At 43.3% G+C, this 26,376-nt stretch carries 26 protein-coding genes; 19 read left to right on the top strand and 7 right to left on the bottom strand.

Features of this window, described 5'->3' with window-relative positions; translation table 11 throughout:
* The first annotated feature begins 58 nt into the window (after positions 1 to 58).
* The 4 genes from METHO_RS11470 (at position 59) to acs (ending at position 4,136) form a co-directional block, all read left to right on the top strand.
* Positions 59 to 1,135 (top strand): hypothetical protein, encoded by a 1,077-nt coding sequence (locus METHO_RS11470; RefSeq protein WP_015325703.1) that lies wholly within the window; start codon positions 59 to 61, stop codon positions 1,133 to 1,135.
* A 113-nt stretch (positions 1,136 to 1,248) separates the two neighbouring features.
* The gene (locus METHO_RS11465) at positions 1,249 to 1,572 is read left to right on the top strand and encodes a HesB/IscA family protein (protein WP_015325702.1); all 324 of its coding nucleotides are present in this window, start codon (positions 1,249 to 1,251) and stop codon (positions 1,570 to 1,572) included.
* Positions 1,573 to 1,610: 38 nt separating this feature from the next.
* Positions 1,611 to 1,961: a nascent polypeptide-associated complex protein gene (locus METHO_RS11460; protein WP_015325701.1), complete on the top strand. Its 351-nt coding sequence runs from the start codon at positions 1,611 to 1,613 to the stop codon at positions 1,959 to 1,961.
* A gap of 288 nt (positions 1,962 to 2,249) precedes the next feature.
* Positions 2,250 to 4,136, top strand: coding sequence for an acetate--CoA ligase (gene acs / locus METHO_RS11455; protein WP_015325700.1), 1,887 nt, complete (start codon positions 2,250 to 2,252; stop codon positions 4,134 to 4,136).
* A 143-nt stretch (positions 4,137 to 4,279) separates the two neighbouring features.
* Here acs and METHO_RS13785 read toward each other — a convergent pair whose 3' ends face one another.
* Positions 4,280 to 4,438 carry a hypothetical protein gene (locus tag METHO_RS13785; RefSeq protein WP_156811134.1) on the bottom strand — a complete coding sequence of 53 codons (159 nt, stop codon included), beginning with the start codon at positions 4,436 to 4,438 and terminating at the stop codon, positions 4,280 to 4,282.
* A 77-nt stretch (positions 4,439 to 4,515) separates the two neighbouring features.
* Between METHO_RS13785 and METHO_RS11450 the strand changes: the two genes are divergently transcribed.
* The 6 genes from METHO_RS11450 (at position 4,516) to METHO_RS11425 (ending at position 12,562) form a co-directional block, all read left to right on the top strand.
* Positions 4,516 to 7,650, top strand: coding sequence for an Eco57I restriction-modification methylase domain-containing protein (locus METHO_RS11450; RefSeq protein ID WP_015325699.1), 3,135 nt, complete (start codon positions 4,516 to 4,518; stop codon positions 7,648 to 7,650).
* Positions 7,651 to 7,921: 271 nt separating this feature from the next.
* Positions 7,922 to 8,710 carry a nicotinate-nucleotide pyrophosphorylase gene (locus METHO_RS11445; protein ID WP_015325698.1) on the top strand — a complete coding sequence of 263 codons (789 nt, stop codon included), beginning with the start codon at positions 7,922 to 7,924 and terminating at the stop codon, positions 8,708 to 8,710.
* A gap of 201 nt (positions 8,711 to 8,911) precedes the next feature.
* Positions 8,912 to 9,190 (top strand): thioredoxin family protein, encoded by a 279-nt coding sequence (locus tag METHO_RS11440; protein WP_015325697.1) that lies wholly within the window; start codon positions 8,912 to 8,914, stop codon positions 9,188 to 9,190.
* Positions 9,191 to 9,241: 51 nt separating this feature from the next.
* Positions 9,242 to 10,258, top strand: a complete 1,017-nt coding sequence (locus METHO_RS11435) for an MBL fold metallo-hydrolase (RefSeq protein WP_015325696.1) — start codon at positions 9,242 to 9,244, stop codon at positions 10,256 to 10,258.
* 91 nt (positions 10,259 to 10,349) lie between these two features.
* On the top strand, positions 10,350 to 10,754 hold the full coding sequence (locus METHO_RS11430; RefSeq protein ID WP_015325695.1) for an EMC6-like membrane protein: 405 nt from the start codon (positions 10,350 to 10,352) through the stop codon (positions 10,752 to 10,754).
* 41 nt (positions 10,755 to 10,795) lie between these two features.
* Positions 10,796 to 12,562 carry a ribosome biogenesis/translation initiation ATPase RLI gene (locus METHO_RS11425; RefSeq protein WP_015325694.1) on the top strand — a complete coding sequence of 589 codons (1,767 nt, stop codon included), beginning with the start codon at positions 10,796 to 10,798 and terminating at the stop codon, positions 12,560 to 12,562.
* Between the two features lie 167 nt (positions 12,563 to 12,729).
* On the opposite strand, the gene METHO_RS11420 is transcribed toward METHO_RS11425, so the two are convergent.
* Together METHO_RS11420 and METHO_RS11415 are read right to left on the bottom strand one after the other, a co-directional pair.
* Positions 12,730 to 14,016, bottom strand: coding sequence for a hypothetical protein (locus METHO_RS11420; protein WP_015325693.1), 1,287 nt, complete (start codon positions 14,014 to 14,016; stop codon positions 12,730 to 12,732).
* A gap of 102 nt (positions 14,017 to 14,118) precedes the next feature.
* Positions 14,119 to 14,937 (bottom strand): CRISPR-associated protein Cas4, encoded by an 819-nt coding sequence (locus METHO_RS11415; RefSeq protein ID WP_156811132.1) that lies wholly within the window; start codon positions 14,935 to 14,937, stop codon positions 14,119 to 14,121.
* A 130-nt stretch (positions 14,938 to 15,067) separates the two neighbouring features.
* Here METHO_RS11415 and METHO_RS11410 point away from each other — a divergent pair, with 130 nt between their 5' ends.
* From METHO_RS11410 to cyaB, 5 genes are read left to right on the top strand one after another with little or no spacing between them, the layout of a single operon-like run.
* The gene (locus METHO_RS11410; protein WP_015325691.1) at positions 15,068 to 15,808 is read left to right on the top strand and encodes a helix-turn-helix domain-containing protein; all 741 of its coding nucleotides are present in this window, start codon (positions 15,068 to 15,070) and stop codon (positions 15,806 to 15,808) included.
* 30 nt (positions 15,809 to 15,838) lie between these two features.
* On the top strand, positions 15,839 to 16,888 hold the full coding sequence (locus METHO_RS11405) for a hydroxymethylglutaryl-CoA synthase (protein WP_015325690.1): 1,050 nt from the start codon (positions 15,839 to 15,841) through the stop codon (positions 16,886 to 16,888).
* Positions 16,889 to 16,897: 9 nt separating this feature from the next.
* Positions 16,898 to 18,070 (top strand): thiolase domain-containing protein, encoded by a 1,173-nt coding sequence (locus METHO_RS11400; protein WP_015325689.1) that lies wholly within the window; start codon positions 16,898 to 16,900, stop codon positions 18,068 to 18,070.
* Between the two features lie 5 nt (positions 18,071 to 18,075).
* Complete coding sequence (locus tag METHO_RS11395; RefSeq protein ID WP_015325688.1) at positions 18,076 to 18,465, top strand: Zn-ribbon domain-containing OB-fold protein; 390 nt, start codon at positions 18,076 to 18,078, stop codon at positions 18,463 to 18,465.
* Position 18,466: 1 nt separating this feature from the next.
* Entirely contained in the window at positions 18,467 to 19,000 is a 534-nt protein-coding gene (gene cyaB / locus METHO_RS11390; RefSeq protein WP_015325687.1) for a class IV adenylate cyclase, read from the top strand.
* Between the two features lie 71 nt (positions 19,001 to 19,071).
* Here the strand turns inward: cyaB and metG are convergent, their stop codons facing one another.
* Together metG and METHO_RS13425 are read right to left on the bottom strand one after the other, a co-directional pair.
* Positions 19,072 to 21,117 (bottom strand): methionine--tRNA ligase, encoded by a 2,046-nt coding sequence (gene metG / locus METHO_RS11385; protein ID WP_015325686.1) that lies wholly within the window; start codon positions 21,115 to 21,117, stop codon positions 19,072 to 19,074.
* Between the two features lie 289 nt (positions 21,118 to 21,406).
* A protein-coding gene (locus METHO_RS13425) for an IS1 family transposase (protein WP_156811130.1) occupies positions 21,407 to 22,089 on the bottom strand; the annotation gives its coding sequence in 2 pieces (ribosomal slippage) (positions 21,407 to 21,766 and positions 21,769 to 22,089; 681 coding nt in all).
* Positions 22,090 to 22,200: 111 nt separating this feature from the next.
* On the opposite strand from METHO_RS13425, the gene METHO_RS13420 reads away from it, so the two are divergent.
* On the top strand, positions 22,201 to 22,377 hold the full coding sequence (locus METHO_RS13420) for a PLDc N-terminal domain-containing protein (RefSeq protein WP_015325685.1): 177 nt from the start codon (positions 22,201 to 22,203) through the stop codon (positions 22,375 to 22,377).
* Between the two features lie 278 nt (positions 22,378 to 22,655).
* Complete coding sequence (sppA, locus tag METHO_RS11370; protein WP_015325684.1) at positions 22,656 to 23,729, top strand: signal peptide peptidase SppA; 1,074 nt, start codon at positions 22,656 to 22,658, stop codon at positions 23,727 to 23,729.
* Here the strand turns inward: sppA and METHO_RS14440 are convergent.
* On the bottom strand, positions 23,724 to 23,984 hold the full coding sequence (locus METHO_RS14440; RefSeq protein ID WP_394296213.1) for a DNA-3-methyladenine glycosylase I: 261 nt from the start codon (positions 23,982 to 23,984) through the stop codon (positions 23,724 to 23,726). The genes sppA and METHO_RS14440 overlap by 6 nt on opposite strands.
* A 108-nt stretch (positions 23,985 to 24,092) precedes the next feature.
* Here METHO_RS14440 and tnpB point away from each other — a divergent pair, with 108 nt between their 5' ends.
* Complete coding sequence (tnpB, locus tag METHO_RS11360; RefSeq protein WP_015325683.1) at positions 24,093 to 25,208, top strand: IS200/IS605 family element RNA-guided endonuclease TnpB; 1,116 nt, start codon at positions 24,093 to 24,095, stop codon at positions 25,206 to 25,208.
* Here tnpB and METHO_RS11355 read toward each other — a convergent pair.
* Positions 25,181 to 25,471: a DNA-3-methyladenine glycosylase I gene (locus METHO_RS11355; protein ID WP_048831167.1), complete on the bottom strand. Its 291-nt coding sequence runs from the start codon at positions 25,469 to 25,471 to the stop codon at positions 25,181 to 25,183. The genes tnpB and METHO_RS11355 overlap by 28 nt on opposite strands.
* A gap of 172 nt (positions 25,472 to 25,643) precedes the next feature.
* Between METHO_RS11355 and METHO_RS11350 the strand changes: the two genes are divergently transcribed.
* The gene (locus METHO_RS11350; RefSeq protein WP_216594305.1) at positions 25,644 to 26,303 is read left to right on the top strand and encodes a class I SAM-dependent methyltransferase; all 660 of its coding nucleotides are present in this window, start codon (positions 25,644 to 25,646) and stop codon (positions 26,301 to 26,303) included.
* The last annotated feature ends 73 nt before the right edge of the window (positions 26,304 to 26,376 follow it).

The following is a 26,376-nucleotide window of genomic DNA, read 5'->3' as shown; positions in this document are numbered from 1 at the left end:
TATGTAGTGCCTATAGAAACATATTTCAGTTCATCTGTCCTTATTCCCGTGATAAATTATGAAGCAAGAGCTTTTGCGTATCTTGAGGGACGTTTTCAGATCAGCGGGTTACAAAGTTAATGAGTCATCCATATATGATCTCGCTGCTGAGAAAGACGGTTATAAAACTGTGATCAAATTTGGCTCAGATCCGGATATGTCTGATCTTAAATTATTTGCTGGCCAGGTGCTGGAAGGTGTCGGCCTTTATGTTTCCACCACGGATGTACATCCGGATGTCAAACTCTATGGGGAAGACCTTGGGCTTATAATATGGGAAAGAGATGAAGTAGCTATGCACATTGGCAGGGCTGTGCTTGCAGATATTGAAGGAACTGCAAGTGGGCTTGAGCTTGTGAGGGTACCTTCGACATACTCTAATGTTAATTCTTGTTTAAGTGGAACCTCTGAAACCCGTCCGTTGTCTGACGTTTTCAGGGGTACGGCTATGTCAGCCAGGGAAAGTGTCACTCCTTCTTATCGTACAGAAATATTTCCATCTTCCATGGCTCAAATTGAACACGCTGCTGATCCTGTACATCTGGAACTTCAGGCCGCTCCTCTTAAACTTACCAGGGACCGTGCAGCTGTAGTGGGTAAGCCTCATGTGCAAACTGTGCAGGCTGTTGCTCTTAAACTCGTTCCTTTCTGGAGATATTCTTATTCTCTTAATGTAGAAAAAACATATAAATCTAAGATCATCGATATTTCTGGTGAGGGCGTAGGATATCTCAATGCATTGAACGGAAACATCAGTAACATTGCGGTTAGTGAAGTGAGTGATGTACTGGAACTTCCTGATGATGAATATGAGCTCAAGACCCAGGTAATGACTCATACTCTGGCCAAAGATTCAATTCTCAATATGCTTATAGATGAGCATACAAAAGACCTTCGTTTTGATGATACCAAAGGTGAAGCTATTATATCTGAGCATAAAAGGTTCAAACCTGCTGTCGAAGATATCAGTTTGCAAATAGATCTTGTCTATGTGCCTATATGGGAGGTCAAAGGCCCACGCAATTCCGTAGAATTGAATGCGCATACTGGTGAAGTGCTAACTCATCCGGTAGATGATGATGTGGAGTTTATGTAATCATACATGTTCGTAATCGTACGAATAAGTTTTTATACCAAAACTACATATAAAGGTATAACTGTTTAGTCCGTAGATACTGATAGCAATTAGAATAATGAAGAGTGATATGCATGGTAGATATAACAGAAAAAGCAGCATCCGAGATCAAGTCACTACTTGAATCCGAGAACAAGACAGATCATGCTTTGAGAGTGTTCGTTGCAGGCATGAGCTGTTGCGGTGTACAATATGGTATGTCTCTTGACAATGAATTTGGCGAGGATGATATTACTGTAGACAGTCAGGGTATCAAAATAGTTCTGAACAAGAACGATGAAGAGGGCCTGTCTGGTGCAACTATAGATTTCGTTGATGGTCCAAATGGTAACGGTTTCATAATTGATAATCCAAAGACATCTGGCGGCTGTGGCCCTTGTGGCGGCGGATGCCAATAATCTCTTTTTGTTCTGATTAGGTTTATTGAGGTGGTCACATGTTTCCGGGAGTAGGCGGTAGGGGGATGAACCCTGCCAAAATGAAACAGATGATGAAGCAGATGGGAATTAGTATCGATGAGATCTCCGATGTAGAGCAGGTGATTATCAGAACTCCTGAAGTAGACATAGTTTTCAATGATGCTAATGTTACAGTTATGAATGCCCAGGGAGCTGATACCTATCAGGTTGTGGGCACACCGGAAAAAGTACCACGCAAGCTGGAGATCCCGGATGATGATGTAAGGCTTGTAGCCGAGCAGACAGGGGTTTCTGAATCAGAGGCAAGGAAGGCATTAGAAAAGGCTAATGGCGACCTCGCAGAAGCTATCCTGGCCCTGTCTTCCTGATCTTTTCAGAATCCAGTTAGGATACAATTTTCTCCATTTTTTTAACTTCTTTCTATTACTTAGTTTTATTATATCAGTTGATCTATTTTTACACAACCACAACAGATTTATACTATTCTTTAGTTTATTCATGATTAATTGTTATAGATGCGGGGCACGCTCTTCCTGCCAGCTTGTCCTCAAAACTTCACATCATGTCAGATATATATGGAGTTTAGTACAAAATGGCATGGTATCCATGCTTGCGGTTGCAATGAATAGATTAGACACATTGAACCAGGTGAATTCATGACGGAAAAATTCGATGTCAAACTGGAGGGTAAAATCTTTTTGCCTGATCCATCTCTCAAGGAAAATGTGAGGATGGGAGATTATGAACTGGCCTATAATGAGTTCATGAGAGATCCGGAAGCTTACTGGGGAAAGGTAGCTGAAGAATTTACGTGGATCAGCAAGTGGGATAAGGTATGCGAGTGGGAGCACCCCTATGCACGCTGGTTCGTAAATTCAAAGCTTAACATCACCCAGAACTGTCTTGACCGTCATGTGCACAACGGTAAAAAGAACAAGGTAGCTATTATATGGGTGGGAGATGACGGAGAGGAAAAAGTTCTCACCTATCGACAATTGTACCGCGAGGTTATGCGATTTGCCAATGGGCTGAAGTCTCTGGGTGTGAAAAAAGGTGATGCTGTATGTATCTATATGCCTCTGGTGCCAGAACAGATAATCGTGGCTCTGGCATGTGCCCGCATAGGCGCTATCCATAGCATCGTGTTCGCAGGATTCGGAACACAAGCCCTCAATTCCCGTATAAGGGATTCCAATGCAAAGATCGTTGTCACTGCTGACGCAACTATCAGGCGCGGAAAGCGCGTGGAACTAAAAGCCATCGTAGATGAGGCTGTGGTGAATGCTCCAAGTGTGGAAAAAATTGTAGTGCTGCGCAGGATGAAGCCACCTATGGAGCTGTATTCCGAAATTGAGGTAGACTATAATGACGTGCTTAAGGACGTATCAGAGTGCGAAGCTGAGGTAATGGATGCAGAAGATCCGCTGTTCATTCTATATACCAGCGGTACTACAGGTCCTGCAAAGGGTATTGTACATACGTGTGCAGGTTACATGGTAGGTGCATACTATACTACCCAGAACGTGTTCGATCTCAGGGATAACGATGTATTCTGGTGTACGGCTGATCCTGGATGGATCACCGGGCACAGTTACATCATATATGGTCCGCTGCTGGCAGGTGGCACTATCTTGATAACGGAATCCACTCCGGATCATCCGGACCCTGGGGTCTGGTGGAATATCATCGATGATTTTGATGTTACCATATTCTATACGGCACCCACAGCTATCAGGATGTTCATGCGTATGGGTGAGGAATGGCCTCAGAAATATGATCTGAGCTCACTTCGGATACTGGGATCTGTAGGCGAGCCTCTCAATCCGGAAGCATTTGAGTGGTATTACCGTGTAATAGGTAAGGAGCGCTGTCCTGTAGTGGATACCTGGTGGCAAACAGAAACAGGTATGCACATGATCACCACTCTACCCGGACAGCCAATGAAACCAGGTTTTGTAGGCCGTCCTCTGCCAGGGGTAGTCGCCGACGTGGTGGATAAGAATGGAGATCCTGTTCCTCCCGAGAAGGGGGGTTTCCTCGTTATCAAAGAGCCCTGGCCTTCCATGATGAGGACTGTACACAACAACGATGAGCGTTACTGCCAGTACTGGAACACCATAGGCAAATACTATACAGCAGGGGACCTGGCAGTAAAGGACGATGATGGATATATCATGATCCTGGGTCGGTCTGATGATGTGCTCATAGTTGCAGGCCATAACATCGGAAGCGCTGAACTGGAAAGTGCTCTTGTGTCCAATGAGGCTGTGGCAGAAGCTGCTGTCATCGGCAAGCCAGATTATCTGAAAGGCGAAATAATAAAAGCCTTTGTCATCCTGAGAAAAGGTCATTCTCCCAGTGCTAAATTGAAATCGGAACTGATCTACCATGTAAGGATGAGCCTTGGTCCGATAGCTATGCCTTCAGAGATCGAGTTCGTGGATTCTCTACCGAAGACCCGCAGTGGTAAGATCATGAGGCGCGTGCTTCGGGCCAAGGAGCTGGGCATGGATCCCGGAGACGTTTCCACGCTTGAGGAGTGAACCATACTCCTTTTTTTCACAATAGGGAAAAATGGATGTTTTCACCCACAAATCATACCGAAGTAACTACAATTTTCCGATCAAAGAGGTTCCGATCAAAGTACTTTGAAGCGGATCTTTACAAAAAGGGTGGGAAGGCACATTCATCGCTTCAATTTCTTCGCAAAATCTATCAAATACCTGAGTTGCTTCAACGTGTCTTTCATGTTCATGATGAGCAGGATCGCTTTTATTCCAAGCTTTAGCTTTCCGGCTACTACGATAACCAATATGTTCAGGATCATCTCTCTTTTAGTCCACACTATGTTCCTCTCCTCTCTTCAAAATAAGCTTTCATGGATAAACTACTTATGATGGCGACAGTTTCCACTTTATTTAAATGCAAGTATCTCCAATAGTAATTGATAATATCCCAGCCCCTCCAGAAATAATAGAACTTGTAGAACGTTTTGATCAGTATAATGCCAAATACAAGTCTAACTCGTATAATGAAACACAAGTGAGAAGAGAGTTCATTGATCCGTTTTTCAAGGCACTAGGCTGGGATGTGGATAATACTCAGGCATACGATGAGAGGTATAAAGAGGTCATCCATGAGGATGCTGTTAAAGTGGGTGGCAAGACCAAAGCACCGGATTATTCTTTCAGGATCGGTGGGGTAAGGAAGTTCTTTGTCGAAGCAAAGAAACCGGCGGTAAATCTTAAAGAGAACCCGGAGCCCACATATCAGCTTCGCCGTTACGCATGGAGTGCAAAGTTGCCTGTAAGCATCCTTACGGACTTTGAGGAGTTCATTGTCTTTGACTGTACACGAAAACCATCACACAATGACAGTTCTTCTCTTGGGCGCATTGAATACTACACGTATAAGGATTATATCCCAAAATGGGATGAGATAGCATCGAAATATTCAAAAAAGGCTGTCTTTACAGGCAAATTTGATGATCTTGCCGATAGCCTGGTGCAGAAGAAAGGCGGAAAGGGCACCACAGGCATAGATGATGCCTTCCTGGCGGAGATCGAAGGGTGGAGGGAGGAACTTGCTAAGAACCTCGCTCTTAGAAATGCCAGTCTTTCAGTGCGGGAATTGAACCTTGCAGTGCAGAAGATCATTGACAGGATCGTGTTCTTGCGTATCTGTGAGGACAGGGGTATTGAGGAATACGGTCAGCTTAAAGCAAAAGCTGAAGGTAAGGATGTTTACAAAGATATGATCGAGCTTTTCCTGCATGCCGATGATAAATACAATTCAGGACTTTTCCATTTCAGAAGCGAGGATGGCATGGAAAAGCCGGATATCCTGACGACTTCTCTTGAGATCGATGATAAGACATTGAAGCATATTATTGGCAGGTTGTATTATCCTGAATCTCCGTATGAGTTCTCTGTGATCCCCGCTGACATTCTGGGACAGGTATATGAGCAATTCCTGGGAAAAGTGATCAGGCTCACAGCTTCTCATCAGGCGAAGATAGAAGAGAAGCCTGAGGTCAAGAAAGCCGGTGGTGTGTACTATACTCCTACCTATATCGTGGAATATATTGTTAAGAACACTATTGGAAAGCTTGTTGAGAACAAGACTCCCTCAGAAGTGTCAGACTTGAAGATCGTTGATCCTGCATGTGGTTCCGGTTCCTTTCTGATCGGTACCTATCATTACCTGCTCAACTGGCATATTGATTGGTACATAACCCATCTTGTGCCATTGATGAAAGAGGGTAAAGCTGCCACTGACAAAGAGGTGCAAAAGTTTCTGCCTGCAAAATCAGTGTCTAGTAAGAGGGGAAAAAAGAAGGCACGGTCTGTGGGAAGTGATTATGAGTTCCCGATCTATCAGATGAGCGAAGATAACTGGCGGCTCACTTCGGATGAGAAGAAACGTATCCTTCTCAATAACATTTATGGAGTGGACATTGACCAGCAGGCAGTGGAGGTCACGAAACTTTCCCTTCTTCTCAAGGTGCTGGAAGGTGAAAAGGGCGAGCGTATCTCAAAACAGCTTACCATCACCCAGGAGCGGGTGCTTCCGTCCCTGCATGAGAACATAAAGTGCGGTAATTCGCTTATCGGCTCTGGCATCTATGCTTCAGTGCAGATGAACTTCGAAAACGATGATGAGTTCTACAGGATCAATGCATTCGACTGGGATCAGGAATTCCCTTATGTCTTTGAACAGGGTGGCTTTGATGCAGTTATCGGGAATCCGCCTTATGTCCGGCAGGAACTACTGAAAGGTCAAAAAGAATACTTCAATGGCCATTATGAAGTATATCACGGACTCGCTGACCTGTATGCTTATTTTATAGAGAAGGGGATATCTCTTCTAAACAGTGATGGCCAGTTCTCATACATTGTTGCCAATAAATGGATGCGTGCCAACTATGGCAAGCCTCTGCGCAGCTGGCTGAAAAGTAAAAAGATAGAAGAGATCATTGATTTCGGTGATCTGCCTGTCTTCAAGCAGGCAACGACATACCCATGTATCCTGAGAGTTGCAAGAGGCGAACCTAATGACTCTTTTAAGGCCATACCTGTAGACACGTTAGATTTTTCTGATCTCTCAGAATATGTAAAAGAAAGTGGACATTTGATTTACAGTAACTCTCTAAGTGATGATGGCTGGTCACTTGTAGACGAAAAGAACCAAGCCCTGCTTGACAAGCTCATGCAATCCGGGAAGCCTCTTGGAGAATATGTTGAAGGAAAAATCTATCGTGGGGTTTTGACCGGTCTGAACAAAGCATTCGTTATTGATGAAGCTACAAAGGACAGATTGATTGCTGAAGATTCAAAGAGTGCTGAAGTGATAAAGCCATTTTTGGCAGGTCGGGAGATTAAGAGATACAAACAACCAATAACAAAAAATTATTTTATATTTACAAGGCGGGGTATTGATATTAAGAAATATCCTGTTATACTGTCTTATCTTCAGCAGTTCAAACAAGAATTGATGCCAAAACCCAAAGATTGGAAAGGAGAATGGACCGGAAGAAAACCGGGTCCATACCAATGGTATGAAATTCAGGATTCCATAGACTATTTTCAGGAATTTGAAAAACCCAAGATAATAATCCCTGCCATCGTTCAATCTGCAAATTATTGTTTTGACGAAACAGGCTGCTATTCTAATGATAAAACTTCGATTATTCCAACAAATGATTTGTACCTCATAGGAGTTTTGAATTCTAAGGTTGCAGATTTCGTTATATTCAACATCTCTTCCACAAAGCAGGGAGGATACTTTGAATACAAACCAATGTATGTGTCTAAAATACCGATCCGCACCATAGACCCCTCAGATCCCGAAGATGTAGTCAGACATGACAAGATGGTATCTCTTGTCGAACAGATGCTTGAGCTGCATAAAAATCTCGACATCGCAAAGCTTGGCAGTGAAAAAGAGATGATACAGCGCCGTATCAATGCAAAGGATGCTGAGATCGACAGGCTTGTGTATGAGCTATGCGGACTGACAGATGAAGAGATCGCTATTGTGGAGGGGAAGTCTGGTTAAATAAGGCTGTAGCGTTGTCGGAAGGCTGCTTAGTTTTTGTGTTTATATATTGGTTGTCAAGGCTTGACAAGTAAGTTATATACTACTGGTCATTTGATTGACAGGTATTACATGACCATTCCTGTCACTTTGTTTTTGTTACTGATATGATCCAGCTCAGATTTCCAGATTGTTCTGCATCTTAAGGGTTATTTTAATATCCCACGGATGCAATCATCCTTCAATATAAGTATAAAAACGTTATCAATATAAGACAATAGGAAATTACTTTATGGACCTGTTCGACCTTTATCTGGATGAAGATTGTCCATATGGCGACGAAACGACCGATCTTCTTGGCATAGAAGGCAACGGCAGATTGCGTATCATGTCACGGGAACACGGCGTAGCGGCTTGTATGGAAGAGCTTGCAGCTTTCTATCGGAAAAAAGGTCTTGAGGTTACTGCCTATGTGCGCGAAGGCGGGGAGTTCAATCCGCATGACGTGGTCTTTGAAGCAAAAGGTGATCTGCGCCAGCTTTTCAAGCTGTGGCGTATTTCACAGACCTTCCTTTCCATGGTCTGCGCCATTGCTGCCACTACGCGTCTGTACGTGGAAACTGCCCGGAAGGTCAATAAGAACGTGATCATCGCAACCAGCAGAAAGACTCATCCGGGTATGCGCCGGTTTGAACTTCAGGCAGTCCGGGCAGGGGGTGGGGATCATCACCGCAATTCCTTAAGTGATTCTATCCTGATCACCCAGAACCATCTGGGTGTGGTCGGGGACCTTACTGAAATGCAAGCTGTGCGCAGGATAGAGATCGAGCCCAGGGATGAGGAAGAAGCATTAAAGTATGCGAAAACCGCAGATATGCTGCTACTGGACCATTTATCTCCTGCAGACATTCAAAGGATAGTTCCTGTTATCAAAGAGAGGAACCCTGGCGTCATGATCGCTGTGGGTGGTATTTCAGTTCAGAACATTGCTGATTATGCCTCTCTGGTAGATATTATTGTGATATCCGCACCATATTATGCTCCTCCTCTTGATCTGACGGCAAGGGTATATCGGGCATGATGTTTTGCCTTCTTAATACAACGGCAGAACTAAGCTGCGAAAGGTATTTATGGAAAGCAAACAATGGTTTTGCAGGGGTTTTACAATACCGTTGAAGGCTGCTCTTATATCGGCCAGTGGACTCCTCTCAGACGGGCAGTTTTTGTCCACTGAGTATGATCAAAAAAGCTTATGATTTGCTGTATATCAGAAGGTGATTAAGTGAGCAAACCAATATTAATGGATTTTAGTGCTACATGGTGCGGACCCTGCAAAATGCAAAAACCTATTCTTGATGAAGTTGAGAAAAAGTTCAAGGACCAGGTAGAGTTCAAGATAATAGATGTAGACCAGAACAGAGATCTGGCAAAGAAATATTCAATACAGGCAGTTCCTACTCTTGTGATCGAAAAAGATGATCAGGTGCTGAAGCGTTTCACAGGTGTGACATCTGCAGATGTTTTAAGCTCTGAATTGCAAAAAGCTCTGCGAACCGTCTGACGCTCCACATTCCGTAATTATCGATTTCAAGCCAGTAAATTCATGATTTGTATGCCACAGCAGCTTATTGACATGGGTGTATTGGCTTTTCGTCAGACAAACTCACGCGGGGGTTTCAAACCCCATCTTTCTCTCAGGTTCATGTCGGATGAAGGCAGACCTGTAATTTTTTCTATTGACACCACCCGCACCCCCAACAAATGTATTCAGCCAGATGCATATCTTATCACTCATGCCCATTCCGATCACAATGGGAAATCTGCAATGCTCTCTGAGCGTGCTCTATGTTCTTCCAAGACCGCGCAAGCTCTTGAGATACGTTACGGTAAAGAGTACAAGGGGATGAGCATGGGGGTATGTGATGCCTTTGAGTTTTCCGGCGTCACGGTAAGGACTTTTCCCACAGGCCACACCCCCGGTTCAACGGCATTCTACTGGGAAAATGAGGTTGGTACACGCATCCTTGTAACGGGGGATGTGAAGGATTATTCCATGCTTCCCAAATGCGATGTGCTGATAACCGAGGCCAACTATGGAGATCCGGGGGACACTTCTTGCTATTTTGAAGATGATATAGAGAGCCTGCGGCAATTGGTGAAGGATAACTCCTGTGCAGCTCTTGGTGCCTATGCATTCGGGAAAGCCCAGAGGGTAGTTGAATTGGTTCGATTGCTTGGTTATGGTGATGCGATCGAGATGGAAGCCCAGTCTCTGGAACTGACTCGTTGCATGCTGGATAATCCCGGTGATGTTGTGGGTTTAGGGGAGGCCGGAGGTAATACTTTATGTGTTGTTCCTCCATGGGACCTGGGCAGGTTGCCGTGGCATACATTAAAATATGTCCTGAGCGGCAGGTCTGATTTCAGGTACCCTTCTATTCAGATCAGTGATCATCTGGATGTGAGAGGACTTACGGACATGGTTCGCCGGATCGACCCGCAGTTTACAGTGGTCTATCACCCAGGTGGGCACAGGCCAGGCAAGTTTGCGGCTCATCTTAATTGTCTGGGTCTTGATGCCATTTCCATTGACAAGATACGTAATGTTCTGAGCAACGACTTTATTTAGTTGAGTTCGTTAGTTGGCGCATATAAAGCTTTATATACGTACTATCCTTCTATAGTATTCATCCCATTGATCTTTTCAGGAGATATAGCCATTGAAAAAACCAGCCAGGCAGTCATCCGCTAAAAACACAAAACCAAGTTCCCAGGATGCATCCGAGGTGCAGCAGGAGAATACTGGAAAAGTAATCCTTGCGGTGAAGCCAAGGACTCCCGAGGAAAAAAGAAAAGCACATGTCCAGGGTATCATCAAGACAGCAGTTGCCTCTATTCTAGGCATAATTGCCGGTATCTTGGCAAATATGCAATATGGTATGGGCACTGAAACTAAATGGTATGCTGTGGTCACTATCGTTGCCATTTTGGCATATTATGCCCAGAGGCTCATCTATCCAGCTATAAAGATCAATATCAAAGAGTTTGGTTTTAAGGACTGGTTCTATGTGGAGTTCCTTGTGGTGGACTTCTGCCTGGTCACGTGGACACTTCTCCTGAACTGATACACTTTCCTATCTTTATCTTTTCCTAACCAGTGATAAAAATGCGAATAGCCATACTTAACAAGGACAGATGCCAGCCTCGAAGGTGCAGTCATGAATGCGAGAAGTACTGCCCGAGAGTGAGAACAGGTGACGAGACTATTATCTTTGCAGAAGACGGCAAGCCGTTCATATCGGAAGAGTTGTGTGTTGGCTGTGGTATCTGTATAAACAGGTGTCCTTTTGATGCTATTATGATCATTGGTCTTCCTGAAGCCCTTAAATTCCCAACACACCGTTATGGTCCGAATGGCTTTGCGCTTTACGGTTTACCAGTTCCCCAAAAAGGCAGAGTTACTGGTATTCTTGGTCCGAACGGTATTGGTAAAAGTACTGCAGTACAGATCCTCTCAGGAAGGCTGGTGCCCAACTTTGGAGAGGAGGGGGGTACATGGGACAGGGTACTGGAACACTATGCAGGTACTGCACTTTATGATTACTTCAAAGCTGTAGCTAATGACAGTCTTAAGGTTTCCCAGAAACCTCAGTATATTGATCTTATTCCGAAAGCTTTCAAAGATAAGACATCGGCCCTGCTTGCCAGGACTGATGATAGGGGAATAATGGATGAGCTGGTGGAGCGCCTGGACCTTTCTCACATCGTTGACCGCAATATCACGGAACTCAGTGGTGGCGAGCTCCAGAGGGTAGCTATTGCTGCATGCGCTGCAAAAGATGCAGATTTCTATTTTTTCGATGAGATAAGCCCCTATCTGGACATATACCAGCGTATCAACTGTGCCAAGTTAATACAGGAGATTGCTCAGGAAAAAGCTGTGCTTGTAGTGGAACATGATCTTGCCATTCTGGACATGTTGGCCGATATTGTACATGTGGCGTATGGTGAACCCGGTGGTTATGGTGTCATGACGCTTCCCAAAGGGGTGCGCATAGCCATTAACCAATATCTCAAAGGTTATCTGCCCGAGGAGAATGTGCGTGTCCGTCCCGAAGCTATATCCTTCGAGGTACATCCTCCGAGGAATGAAACTGAGATCGATACCCTGGTGGATTATAGTAGTTTTTCCAAAAAATACAAGGAAGGATTCGCTCTGGAAACAGATTCCGGATCTATTAAACAGGGTGAAGTGCTGGGTATAGTAGGACCAAATGGTATAGGTAAATCCACTTTCATGAAAGTGCTTGCAGGGGAAGTAGAACCCGATGAAGGCAAGCTTGATATGAATATCAGTATTTCTTACAAACCCCAGTACATCAAGGCTGATATTCACATGCAGGTCCAATTCTTCCTGCGGGGTATATCTCGGAAGTTCGACAGCAGCTACTTCCAGACAGAAGTAGTAAAACCTTTAGGTCTTGAGAAGCTGTATGAGCGGTCTATTCCGGAACTTAGCGGTGGTGAATTGCAGAGGGTGGCCATAACTGCATGTCTGTGCCGCGATGCGGATATGTATCTTCTGGACGAACCAAGCGCCCACCTTGATGTGGAACAGCGGTCAATGGTCACGAAAGTGATAAAGCGTTTTGCTGAGAACAACGGTAAAACTGCCATGGTGGTGGACCATGATATATATATGATCGATATGCTGAGTGAAAGGCTAATAGTTTTCGAGGGTGAACCGGCTGTATATGGTAAGGCCCACGCACCTTTAAGTATGCATGATGGCATGAACAAATTCCTTTCTAATCTGAATATCACGTTCCGCCGTGATGAGGATACGCGCAGGCCCAGGGTGAACAAACCTGACTCCCGTCTTGACCGCGAACAAAGATCCAAAGGGGAATATTATTATAATGTTCTGGAGTGAATTCATAAAACTATTATGTGAATTTGTTTTGACAAAAAGTTCAGAGGATCCTGATTAACCCTCTGTTTTTTATATCACAATAAATATGACGCTGCATTTATTCTGCTGACTGAATGTGTGATCTATCGGCTTTCTGTAACCATGCTAAAAAACTAGCTTCCCACACATCAATACTCTATCTCAATATCCTTCTCAAAAAGCCCCTTGATCTCCATGCTCAGGCCTGATTCCATAAGTTCCGATTCTTCTGTGAAAGTCTCAAAATGCTTCTTTTCCGTATTGAGGTCATCCTCTGTGGTTTTTAGCATGTGCTCATCGCGGGAGATCTGCTGCACAAGTTGTTCTTTGTCTCTGTAAACGCTCAGGCTGTTCAGCTCATTTGTGACGCTTTCAAGCTGCATTGAATATTCATTTCTCTTTTCCCTTAAAGACGACAAGTCTTTGGAACTATGCAGCTTGTCAAGCTGCTGCATGACTTTCTCGCACATCTGGCCCTTAAGACCAAGACTTCCGGCCTCTATCCTGGGTCTGACTCCGGCAAAAAAGGAATCGAGATCATGCTCAAGAGCAGAAGCCGGATCATGAGTGATCTTTTCAAGAATTTGCCTGTGCTCAGGAGATAGCACACATATCTCGCTCTTATCCTGCTTTTCCATTCTGGAGAATACTTTAGACAAAGGAGAGAATAATCTCTGGATATTGTGATCAATATCTGAGATCTTTTCTTTCAGGAAGGCAACCTCGCTTTCAAGTTGTTTTGCCCTTTCAAAATCCGGGCTCTGTTCAAGTTCAATGAGCCCGTTTTTAGCATCCAGAATCTCGTTTTGCATTGAATTGATTCTGGATTCAAGATCTCTTATACTACTTTGGGTTTCCACTATCTTCTTCTGCATTAGGTCATAGTTTCCGATCTCCCCGGAGAACTTGTCTAAAGAATCAATTCTCTCTTTCTTATCTTGAATAACCCGGAATAACTCATCTATCAGGTCCTCAAGACTTGATAATGCAGCTATGATCTTTTGTGATTCCTCCGGATATATAGCTTTGATATAAAGCTGGCTTCTGTGTGTGTTATCCCGCACAGTTTTTAGTATGGATTTAGCATTAATGCAGAACTGGAAGGAACTCAGTGGAGAAATCTCATTAGGAGTGGCCACTTTCTCAATGACCAATTGCAGGTTATTGGCAATATTGTCCCTGTTAGCATCTCCTACCTTTTCCACTCTCTTATTAGTATTTTGAATAACCTCGGCAGAAAGGAGGCTTTCTATGACCTCAGGTATCTCATGGAGAGTGAGATTGATCTCTCCATATTTTCTGCGGATAAAAGGCTTAATTTCATTGAACTCTTTTTCAGATTCATCTGAGATGAACTGGAGGAGGTCATTTATTTTTATCTTGAAAGAAATATCTTCATTTTTTTTCTTGCCGAAAAGCTTGTCAATGAATTTCATGTCCTAATCAAAAAACGCAATCTCTATTTAAAAGGCTATGGATAGTGCAGATTAGAGATAATAGGACATATAACTTAAAAAAAGAAAACTTCTGGTGAAAGATCAGAAGAATTTAGATGCAAGAGAATACTTTATCTCGCAGCTTTCAAGGAATTCACAATCTTCGCATAAAGGTGTCTGCTTTCTTTCAGGCAGAAAGCCTTCTTTGATCTTCCTGATGTGGCTGCATATTCCAAGTACCTGCCTTTTGTCATTTGCCCTGATCTTTGAAGGCCTTATGCAGCCTGATCTGGAATATATAACTATGCCATCATCTATGGGCTTGTTATGAACTTCCTGCGCAAGCATCGAAAATGCAGCCATATGAAGCCTGTCATCTGCCCATATCCCATATTCAGGGCACTTGCCTGTCTTAATGATCACCGGAACATGCGAACCATCGAGATTGATCATGCCTGCAGGTATACCGGAAACTTTCATTTTAGATCCATACAACACAGGTTCCAGTTCCATACCGCACAGTGCTTTTACAAGTAACATATTATGTGTATCGGCCAGCATTCCCTTAATATTGCAGGATACATCTTCAATGCAAACTTGAATATTATTAATGGCATCCATAATTGTGGACTCTGAAACACCCTCAAGTTCAGAGGCATATATAATGCTTAATTCAACACATATCTCATTGAATTCACTTTGAATTATATCTTTCATATCATCGGCTTTTGACGAAAAATGCTCCAGCAACTGCGGGTACCTTAACCCAAATTCTTTAAGAAGAAGATGCTCAACATAAGAAACATTATCATTAGACCGTTTTTTTTGAGAACGCTTTGAATAGTACACTTTTCTTGGGCATTTGAGATACAATGTTATGTCAGAAACATTCATATTTTGTTCAACATTTTTTAGAGACATACATTTATAATATAAAGCCGTTTTAATATAAATACCTAAATATGTTATTACTGCCTTATAAAGTTTATTCGTCAATCAACGATTGGGCATTCGTTAGATATATATAATTAAGTCTCATTTAGAATATGAAATGGCTGACAATGCTTCTCGTGAGAATATACGCCAGCGTCTTGCCGAAAAGATGGCAGGCGAAATAACACTTTCAGAGAAACCCGGAGAAACTCTGAAAAAATGGAGGCTTAACTTTGAGATACCCCAAACAGACCTATCGGGCTATCTGGGAGTGTCCCCCTCCGTTATAAGCGACTACGAAAGTGGAAGGAGGAAATCTCCAGGTACCCTCATAGTAAGTAGGATTGTAGAGGCGCTTCTGGAAATAGACTCACAGAATGGCGGACAGAAGATACATTCTTATGAAAGCATGCTTTTCTCAGACAACACATCAAGAGCTGTCTACGCAACTTATGAATACACGTTCCCCATGCAGCTTGCAAAGCTTGCAAGCCTTATAGAAGCTGATTTTGTCAACAGGGGTATAGAAAAACCTCTATACGGTTTCACTGTAGTCGATAGCAAGAAAGCTATTCTCGAACTTTCTTCCCATGAGTTCCAGAAACTTTATGGATGGAGTACCGAGAGAGCCATGATCTTTACAAAGGTAACCACCGGAAAATCTCCCCTTGTAGCCATAAGAGTGACTAACCTCAAGCCCGGTGCTGTAGTGATACACGGGCTAAGGGGCAATGAGGTTGACCCCATGGCAAAGAAGATGGCAGAAATAGATAGGTTGCCCCTTTTAGCCACTACTATGGACATTGATCAGTTGATAGGTAATCTGAAAAAATACAGCCAGTATCACGTAATGGAATAACACTTACATAAAAATAATCGGTGAAAAGAAATGAGTGCAGGGATAGTCTCATACGGAGCCTATGTTCCTAGATATAGGATCAAAGTGGAAGAGATCGCCCGGGTATGGGGCGACGATGCTAACAGCCTAAAATCGGGTCTCATGGTATATGAAAAATCAGTACCTGATTTTGATGAGGACACAGCCACAATTGCAGTAGAAGCTGCAAGATATGCTGTTAAAAGATCAGGTATAAACGCCCAGCGAGTAGGCGCAGTTTATACCGGATCAGAGAGCCACCCCTATGCTGTCAAACCTACAAGTACCATAGTCGCAGAGGCAGTGGAAGCTACCCCCGTTCTGACAGCTGCAGATTTTGAATTTGCCTGCAAGGCCGGAACTGCCGCAATACAGACTTGCATGGGATTGGTACAATCAGGAATGATAGATCTGGGAATAGCCATAGGAGCTGACGTTGCGCAGGGCGCACCGGGCGATGCACTGGAATACACTGCAGCTGCAGGAGGCGTAGCTTTCATAATAGGCAGCAAAGAATCAGAATTTGTAGCGGTCATCGAGGACACATATTCCTTTACAACTGATACACCTGATTTTTGGAGAAGGGAAGGCATGCCATATCCTGAACATGGAGGGCGTTTTACCGGCGAGCCCGGATACTTCAAGCATGTAACACATGCGGCAAAAGGACTTATGGCTAAGATAGGGACTAAACCAGAAGATTATGATTATGCAGTCTTCCATCAGCCAAATGGTAAATTCCCATCTCGGGCAGCATCCATCCTGGGCTTCACTAAAGAACAGATCCGGCCCGGCCTTGTCGTGCCAAAGCTTGGAAATACCTACTCAGGATCATGTATGATGGGCATCGCAGCGACGCTGGACCAGGCAAAACCAGGAGACAGGATATTCGCCACTGCTTTTGGATCAGGTGCCGGCGGGGACGCATTCAGTTTTGCTGTCACGGATAAGATCGAAGAGATACGTAATAAAGCACCTACTGTGATGGAACTGCTGGCAGATCCGATATATGTGGATTATGCAACATATGCCAAACACAAAGGTAAGATCAGACTGGCATGAGGTGAAAAAATGAGAGATGTAGCGATCATTGGTGTTAAGACCACCAAATTTGGAGAGAACTGGGATGTGTCTCTGAGAGATATAATAACAGAAGCCGGTGTCGGTGCCCTGGAAGACGCGAGGGTCACCGGAGAAGAGATAGATGCCATCATAGTAGGTAACATGAGCGGAGGCCAGTTCATTGAGCAGGAACATATAGGTGCCCTGATAGCGGACTATGCAGGACTAGCAAAGGAACTTCATGTGCCAGCTACCCGAGTGGAGGCAGCCTGTGCTTCCGGTGGATTGGCACTGAGACAGGGCATCCATGCAGTAGCATCCGGACTTGAGGACATAGTAGTGGCTGCTGGCGTGGAAAAGATGACAGACATCTCCTCTACAAGCGCATCCACTGCCCTTGCAGCAGCCGCAGACAGGGAGTGGGAAGGCATAATGGGCGCAACTTTCCCCGGGCTCTATGCTATGATAGCAAAGCTGCACATGCATAAATACGGCACCACCAGCGAGCAGCTGGCTCAGGTGGCAGTAAAGAACCATGCTAATGGTGCCCATAATCCGATAGCACAGTATCGCAACAAGATCAGTGTGGAAGATGTGCTCAGATCAATTATGGTGGCAGATCCGCTGCACATATTCGATTGTTCACCCATCACAGATGGTGCAGCAGCGGTAATACTGGCACCTGCTGACATTGCCCACAAATACACGGACACCCCCATTTATGTAAAGGCCACAAGCCAGGCCAGTGATACCCTCGCTCTTCATGACCGCAAGGATATCACGACCCTCGCAGCATCAGTGGAAGCAGGTAAAAGGGCTTTTAAAATGGCAAAACTCACACCTAAGGATATAGACTTAGTGGAAGTTCACGACTGCTTTACCATTGCAGAGATATGCGCTATAGAAGACCTCGGCTTTGTTAAGAAAGGAGAAGGAGGCAAATTCACCGAAGAAGGAAATACGGCCATAGGCGGCAAGATACCGGTGAACACGTCCGGCGGACTCAAAGCATGTGGCCATCCGGTAGGTGCTACTGGCATCAAACAGGCTGTGGAAATAGTCGAACAGCTGCGTGGGGATGCAGGAAAACGTCAGGTTGATGGTGCAGAGATCGGCATGACACACAATGTCGGAGGTTCAGGTGCCACTGCTGTAGTACATATATTATCAAGGGACAGGTGATCACGATGTCAGTACCGAGATTCTGGAGAAAACAGGTAGCTAGGTATAATCTGATAGGCACTCATTGCACTAACTGTGAAACTTATTACTATCCACCCCGTAACATGTGCCCTAAATGCCGCCGTGACGGAAAACTTGAGAACTTCAAGTTCAGCGGAAAGGGAGAAGTGCTCACATATACTGTGATCCACACTGCTGCAGAAGGCTTTGAGAAACAGACCCCTTATGTGCTTGGTATCGTGAAACTGGACGAAGGGCCAAGCCTTACCAGCCAGATAGTAGCTGACCCCGGAGCCATGAAGATAGGTATGAAGGTAAGGCCTGTGTTCAGGAAACTTGGTGAAAGCGGTGAGAAAGGTATGATATACTACGGTACCAAATTCGTCCCCGAATAACATGATAGAGATAGAAGTAAAAGCCCGGGCAAGCCACAGATTCCTCCGTGAGAGACTTGCAGCAATGGGAGCAAAACCAGAAGGTATCCAGGAACATCTGGATACCTACTATAACTCTCCTGCGAGGGATTTTTCTACCACGGACGAGGCGTTGAGAATACGCTCCGTGAATGGAAAATCAGTGCTCACATATAAAGGAAAGAAACTTGACTCCGTTTCCAAGACACGTCCGGAGTTCGAGACCGAAGTAGATGGTGACAGTGCTCGAAGTATCCTCATAGCACTGGGTTTCTTTGAGTCCGGTGTCGTCCGCAAGAAAAGAGAAGTCTTCAGTTACCAGAATATGACCATTGCTCTTGACTATGTGGAGGGACTTGGAGAATTCATAGAGGTTGAAAAACAGGCCGACTGTAATATTGAAGAACACTCTGATGAAATATTTGCTTTCCTTGAAAAATTGGGTATACAGAAGGAAGATTCCATCAGAACCTCTTACCTTGAGATGGTGCTGGAAAAAGAGAAAGAAACGAATTAATTACAGGTGTAATGAGATCGCAACTGTAAATTTATTCGCTTTTCGGGGCCATACTTAACTTTTTTAGTATTTTATCTCACAATAGATCCTGGCTTCATTTCCTTGTCAGGGGTCAGCAGAGACACACGTTCGCCTGCATCGGCTGCCAAGAGCATGCCCTGGGATTCCACGCCGCACAGTTTAGCAGGCTGGAGATTGACAAGCACATTGACGACCTTACCAACAAGTTCTTCCGGCTGATAATAGTCTGCAAGACCTGCAACTATCTGCCTGGGTTTTGGTTCACCCACATCTACCATCAGCTTGAGCAGTTTCTTGGATTTCTTTATCTTCTCAGCAGTGAGGATCTTACCGACGCGTATGTCCACCTTTGAGAAGTCCTCGTAGGTTATCTGGTCTTTCAGAGGCACCACTGCAGGCTCCTCTTCAGATATGCCTGCTTCCTTTGCAAAAGCCTTGCGTATTCTCTCATTGGATATAGCGGTCATCTCTTCTATCTTGGCATCCTCTATCTTGTCAAAAAGAATGCTGGGATTAGAAAGTGTTGTACCTGCATTTACTGGCACAAGGGCTTCTTCATATCCGGCTGTATGCACATCTGAATTCATACCGATCTGCTTCCAGGCTACCTCCATCTTTTCTGGAAGAGTGGGTTCGAAAAGCAGGATTAGTGCCTTTGCGATCTGCATGCAGTTTGCCAGCACCTCAGCACATGCTTCCCGGTTCTCTTTGATGAGTTTCCAGGGTTCATTGGACTGGAAATAGGAGTTACCGAAGGAAGCCAGTGACATGGCGGTATCAATGGCCTTCTTGAACTCGAACTCCTCCATTGCAACTGTGACCTCATCAATGATACTTTTTATCTTTTCCATGACCTCAGGTGAGATCTTGCCTGCCGGTATCTCTCCAAAATTCTTGAAATCAAACAGAAGGCTACGATAAAGGAAATTACCTAATACTGCCACAAGCTCAGTATTGATCCTTTCCTGGAAGACCTTCCATGAGAAATTTACTTCCTTGGTGTGGGATGTGTAACTTATCAGGTAATATCTGAGCAGATCGGCATGGAAACCATGGTCCAGGTAATCCTCCTGTACCCATACAACATATCCCCGACTCTTGGAGAATTTCTTGTCCTCGATCTTCACCATGCCTGATGACACAACAGCCCATGGCTGGCTGTAATCAGCACCTTTGAGCATGGCAGGCCAGAAAATACAATGGTGGTAGATTATATCCCCGCCGATGAAATGGACAATGGGACAATCGCCCTTCCAGAACTTTTCCCAGCTTTCATTATTAGCCTTGGCCCATTGCTCTGTAAAAGCAATATAGCCAATAGGCGCATCCACCCACACGTACACAACAAGATCATCATGGCCCGGGAATTTCACACCCCATTCCAGTGTCCTTGTGATACACCAGTCGGTAAGCTCCTGTTTGACCCATCCAAGAGCATAGTTTCTGGCATTGGAAGTGCCTTCGAGATGTTCCAGGTGTTCCAGCAGAAAGTCCTTGAATCCGGAAAGTTTGAAGAAGAAATGTTCCTGTTCCTTATATTGTGCTGGACCACGGCAAATGGTACAAGCAGGATCCTTCAGCTCCCCGGGTTCAAGGTGTTTACCACAACCCTGGTCACATTCGTCCCCTCTTGCATTCTGGCCGCAGTGAGGACAGACGCCTGCTACATATCTGTCAGGAAGGAAACGGTCACATGCAGGACAATATGCTATCTCGATGACCTTTGGATAAACATATCCTTTATCTATAAGCCGATTAACGATATCCAGCGTACGGTTGTGATTTTCCGGATCATCTGTTGTTCCAAAAGCATCGAACGTGACACCCACTGATCTGAATATCTCATAGAAATGCTTATGGTAGATTCCCACCAGCTCTTTTGGGGTCATCTTCAATTCTTCTGCGTTCACAACTACAGGCGTCCCATGCGTATCTGAGCCGCAAATAAAAGTTACTTCTTTGCCACGTTTTTTCAGGGATCTCACATAAATGTCCGCAGGAATGTACGTTCGCAGATGGCCTATATGAGCTTTGCCGTTAGCATAAGGAAGGCCGCATGTAACAAGTACAGGTTTATCTTCAGGTAGTTTTGACATGTATGATCTCCGAAATGATATGAGCAGTATATTAGATCCTATATGGAATATATCCTATATAGAATGGATTTACTTGTGAGGATAGAGTGCTGTTATAAAATATATTTCGCTTGGGTGCTGTATAGATGATCATGAATACATCTGCATCAACACGTCAATATCAACAATACTCACATACAATACAGAATTCACAGATAAGGAGATTGGGTGTACATACTAGTTAGAGGGAATTCGTGACAAAGTGAGAACTGCTTGATAGGACAATCATGTATAAAAATTGAGGGTATTGTTAATTAAAGATAGTTAACTCCTTATTTCTGTATTTCATTAATAGAAGAACAGAGTACTTCAGCATTTCAAGACTCTTAGTATAACACTTTGTCTTTTTTCTCAATCTTGCCAGGAAGTGTCTCAATATGCTGTTATATCCTTCAACGGTACATGTTTCAGCTTTGGATTGAGTATGGATAGTCTCCGGAAGAAACTCTGCATATGCCTTCCAGTGATCAGTCATCACTTTTTCAATCTTTTTCCTCTTTAAGTATTCCCAGAGTTTTTGTCCGGTTTCTGTTCCTCTGCTACCAAAAGAGCAGTCGATGAATTTTTTCCCAACTCTATCAACAGCAATCCAGGTCCAGCAATATTTTTTTTGTTTCCGATGTAAGTGTGCATCTCATTCAATTCAACGACAGATATCTCATTTTCACTCTTCAAGTCCTCTAGATCTTTACCATATTTCTTTATCCAATTTTGTACAGAAACATGGCTGACACCTAATATACGTCCTATTGAACGAAATCCTAATCCCTCCAGATAGAGTTGCAAAGCCTGCCGTTTAACAAAAGCAGAGCTTGCAGTTGATTTGAGCTCTACTGAATAATTATATCCACAATCATGACATTGGTATCGTTGGCGTTCACTTATTTTTCCGTTCTTTTTATGATTAGGGCTTTTACACCTGGGACAGTTCATACAGAACTATAAGTCCTCATAACATATAACCATGTTTACTTACCAATGCCAGATTAAGCAACCCTTATATAAGAATATTGGATTAATATAATATGGAGAGGCGATTCAAAGATGATAGAAACAATATGGGGCTTTATTGTATTGATTTCTGTTATCTGGGTTTTATATGATGTATTAACCCAGAACAAGAGTCTGAGTACTTTAATGAAAATTGTTTGGATACTTGCAGCACTTATATTTGGTATCCTTGGAGCTATTGCTTATTATTTCCTTGGAAGGAAAAGATAAATTTTAAAAAAAATAGTTTTTTTATGAGTTAATTCAATAACTCATACTTTTCTTTTTTTGCTTATACCAGACGTTTATCCCCATTCATTTACTTCTCTAATGTATTTATCAAGGTCAATGAGTACCTCTGTCACCTGAGAAGCTTTTATGGGACGATCCTGATAGTGTATAATAACCTTTTCAGACATCTCTAAATTCTACAAAACATGCGCTTAAATTAGTCAAGATAACTATTTCAATCTTCATGCACATTCTCTTGCCAGGAAGGAATAATCCAGATGAATCCTGAAGATGTGGCAAATAGCCGCAATGCAGACCATGGAGAGGAAAAACCATCTATGGAGAATGATCCCTATATATCAGGGAAGGCGGAAAGGGAGATCCCGCCAAGCGTACCTTCTGCCTATAACAGAAACACATCTGCAGCTATAGCGCCCGGCAAAAGCAGATGGAAAATGTACCTGTTATTAGCCGGATTCCTTATCGTTCTTATTGGTGCAAGCCTTGCAGCCATTATGGGTAATTTTGATGGCAATCTGTATGCCAGCGGTGACAAGATTGCAGTTATCTACGTTGAAGGCGAAATTGTTTCCGGCAGCATATACAATGGATTGGGATATGCAACCCCTGATGGAATAAATGAGAATATACGCAAGGCTGTGCAAGATCAAAGCGTAAAAGCGATCTTATTGAGGGTTGATAGCCCCGGTGGATCTTCAACAGCTGGTGAGGAGATATATGAAGAAGTGAAAAGAGCCCATGATGAAGGTATGCCTATAGTTGTATCCATGGGTAACGTAGCTGCCAGTGCAGCATATCATATATCAGTGCCTGCTGACGTAATCGTGGCAAATCCTTCTACGATGACCGGTAGTATAGGCGTGATATGGACCTTTGAGAACATGTCTGCTTACTATGACCAGGAAGGAATAGAATTCCATGTGGCTAAATCCGGAGAGTTCAAGGATATGGGCGGCTCATGGAGAGGTCTCTCTGATGAGGAAAAGGAATACGCCGACAGCATAATAATGGAAGTTTACGATACATTCGTGACAAATGTTGCAGAAGGGCGCAATATGTCCGTAAGCGAAGTCAAGGATATTGCAGATGGCAGGATATATACCGGTAAAAAGGCAAAGGAACTGGGCCTTGTGGACGAACTTGGCAACTTCTATGATGCTATAGACATTGCTACGGAACTGGCTGGCATAGAAGGAGAACCTACTGTAGTATATATGAACAAGCCTTCGCTTTCAAGCCTGTTATTCGGTTCCGAATCCGGAACTTCGAATGCATCCGTTGAAGAATTATTAAAGCGTTATGAGGAGAGACCATACGGGTATTTGTCATGAGGCATAACAAGATCTCACCATTATTTTTTTCAGATCTTTGCTGATATTTTCTGCAATCTCGGTCTTTGCAGGGATATCTGCCAGCGACTTCCAGGAATTCTGCACAGATGTATGGTCCACAAAGTTCCAGATGTACTTGTCGAATGAACCAAACTCCTCCCGAACCTTTTTGAAAGCCTTGGCATTATTAATTGCAGATCTGACCTTAAGCCTGTTGCGAACGATACCTTCGTTTTTAACTTCTACAGCAGAAATCTCCTTCCTCGCCAGCCGTAAGCTGGCAGGTGGGAGATGAATGCGTACATGTCATAACACAACATGTTTAGAGAAACATATATTTATCTATAAACCATATTGTATAATATGTTAAAAGCCTATAAATTCCGAATCTACCCAACCAAAAAACAAGAGGAAATAATAAAAGTTCATTTTGGTGCGTGTAGATTTGTATATAATTGGGCTTTAGAACAAAAAATAAAAACTTATGAACAAACTAAGGAATCAATATCAAGGTTTGATTTGCAACGGATTTTAGTTCACGAAGTGAAACATTCTAATGAATGGTTGAAAGAAGCTAATTCACAGGCTCTGCTTGCCTCTTTAGTAAATGTAGAATCAGCATTTACAAAATTCTTCAGAGAGAAAACTGGATTTCCCAAATTCAAATCTAAAAAAAACCCAGTCCAGTCTTATCAGATGCCACAACATTACTCTGTAGATTTCGAGAAGCAAATAATTAAGATCCCAAAAATAGGAGAAGTCAAAACCATACTTCATAGAAGGTTTGAAGGTAAGCTTAAAACCGCAACCATTTCAAGGACATGTACGGAAAAATATTATATCAGTATTCTTGTCGAAGATGGAAAACAAATTCCAAATAAGCAGAACTTTTCAGAATCAACTACAATTGGAATAGATATAGGTATCAAAGACTTTGCTGTTCTCTCAAACGGAGAAAAAGTTGAAAATCCAAAGTATCTGAAGAACTCCTTACAGCGATTGAAGGTATTACAGAAAAGAGTATCAAGGAAACAGAAAGGCTCACAGAACAGAGCAAAGGCTAAACAAAGACTTGCATCACTCCATGACAAAATAGCAAATCAAAGAAACGATTTCCAGAATAAACTCTCTTTTAGACTGATTAGCGAGAACCAAGCAATAGCTCTGGAAACTCTGAATGTTAAAGGTATGTTAAAAAATCATTGTCTTGCTCAATCAATTTCCGATGCTGGATGGTGTAGTTTTGTAACTAAACTGGAATACAAAGCTGAATGGTTTGGAAAAACCATACTCCGTATTGGACAGTTTGAGCCAAGTACAAGAATCTGTAATGTGTGTGGCTATTATAACGGAAAGCTAACACTTGCGGATAGGGACTGGACGTGTCCAGATTGCAAAACAAAGCATGACAGAGATATAAATGCTGCAATCAATATCAAGAAATTCTCTATTCAAGAGCAAAATCTTATAATAATCTGACACCTGTGGAACGCAGGGGATGAGCTTGTGGACTTGCGAACAGTGGTTCGAAGAATGAAACAAGAAGCCCCTTCCTCGCTTTCATCAGAAAGCAGGGAGGGGTAGTTCACATAATCATAGGCTGCAATCTTCTCGTGATCGAAATTGTCAAAAGCCTTTCTGTAATTATTCCTTTTCCTGAGGATCGTTTCCCAGCTTAAACCCGCCTGTGCCCCTTCCAGCACAAGGAATTCGAAAAGCGACCTGTCATCGTGTAGCGGCACACCTCACTCATTATCATGATATTGGAGAGCAAGTTCACTGAAAGAAGCCCATTCGCATCTTACTCGCATGATAGATTTACCAGTACGATAGAATATTACATTAATTGATAGTTTTCAATCATCTTTATTAATAAATGGAAAGGTATTTAGATAGAATCAATTGAAATCTTAAATGTCTCGAATGAAATCATCACGTAATACAGATGCAAAGGAACAGGGATATGATGCCTGGTATGACCAGCACATTAAAGTGTTCTATTCAGAACTGGCTGCTATAAAGAAGGTGTTGGGAAACGTATACCAGGAACAAAGATCCATAGAGATAGGAGTGGGGACTGGGAGATTTGCACAAGCCCTGCATATCACTTATGGCGCAGACCCTTCCAGGAGAATGCTGGAATTAGCCAGAGAACGAAATATAATTTGTATACAAGCAGTGGTAGAAGACTTACCACTCAAGGATAAGAGTCTTGATCTTGCTCTGATGGTTACTATAGATCCTTTTATGACTGACATGCAGCAAGCGTTCGCTGAGGTTCGCAGGATACTAAAAACAGATGGCAGAATGGTTCTTGGAATGATAGACAGGAACAGCAGACTAGGGGATGTATATGAGAAAAAATATGAGAAAAGACAGCATGAAAAAGGATCATACTCACCTGTCAAACTCCATTCAGTGGACGAAATAAAAGCATATATCCATGAAGCTGGTTTCAGGGACATTACCATAGTTCAGACCCTTTTCAGGCCACTGGAAATGATCCCAGATATAGAACCTGTCAGAGGCGGATCAGGAGATGGGGGATTTGTAGTCATCAGGGCTGATAAGTAAGGACATGGCAGTGGATAAGTATTCAAAAACCAATATATGATAAAGATATGATAAAGGATTTGAACTCAGCAGT

Source organism: Methanomethylovorans hollandica DSM 15978, from assembly GCF_000328665.1.
In the GTDB taxonomy this organism is placed as follows: Archaea; Halobacteriota; Methanosarcinia; order Methanosarcinales; family Methanosarcinaceae; genus Methanomethylovorans; species Methanomethylovorans hollandica.
The sequence above is the reverse complement of the archived record's forward strand: the minus strand, read 5'-3'. Positions and strand labels throughout refer to the sequence as shown.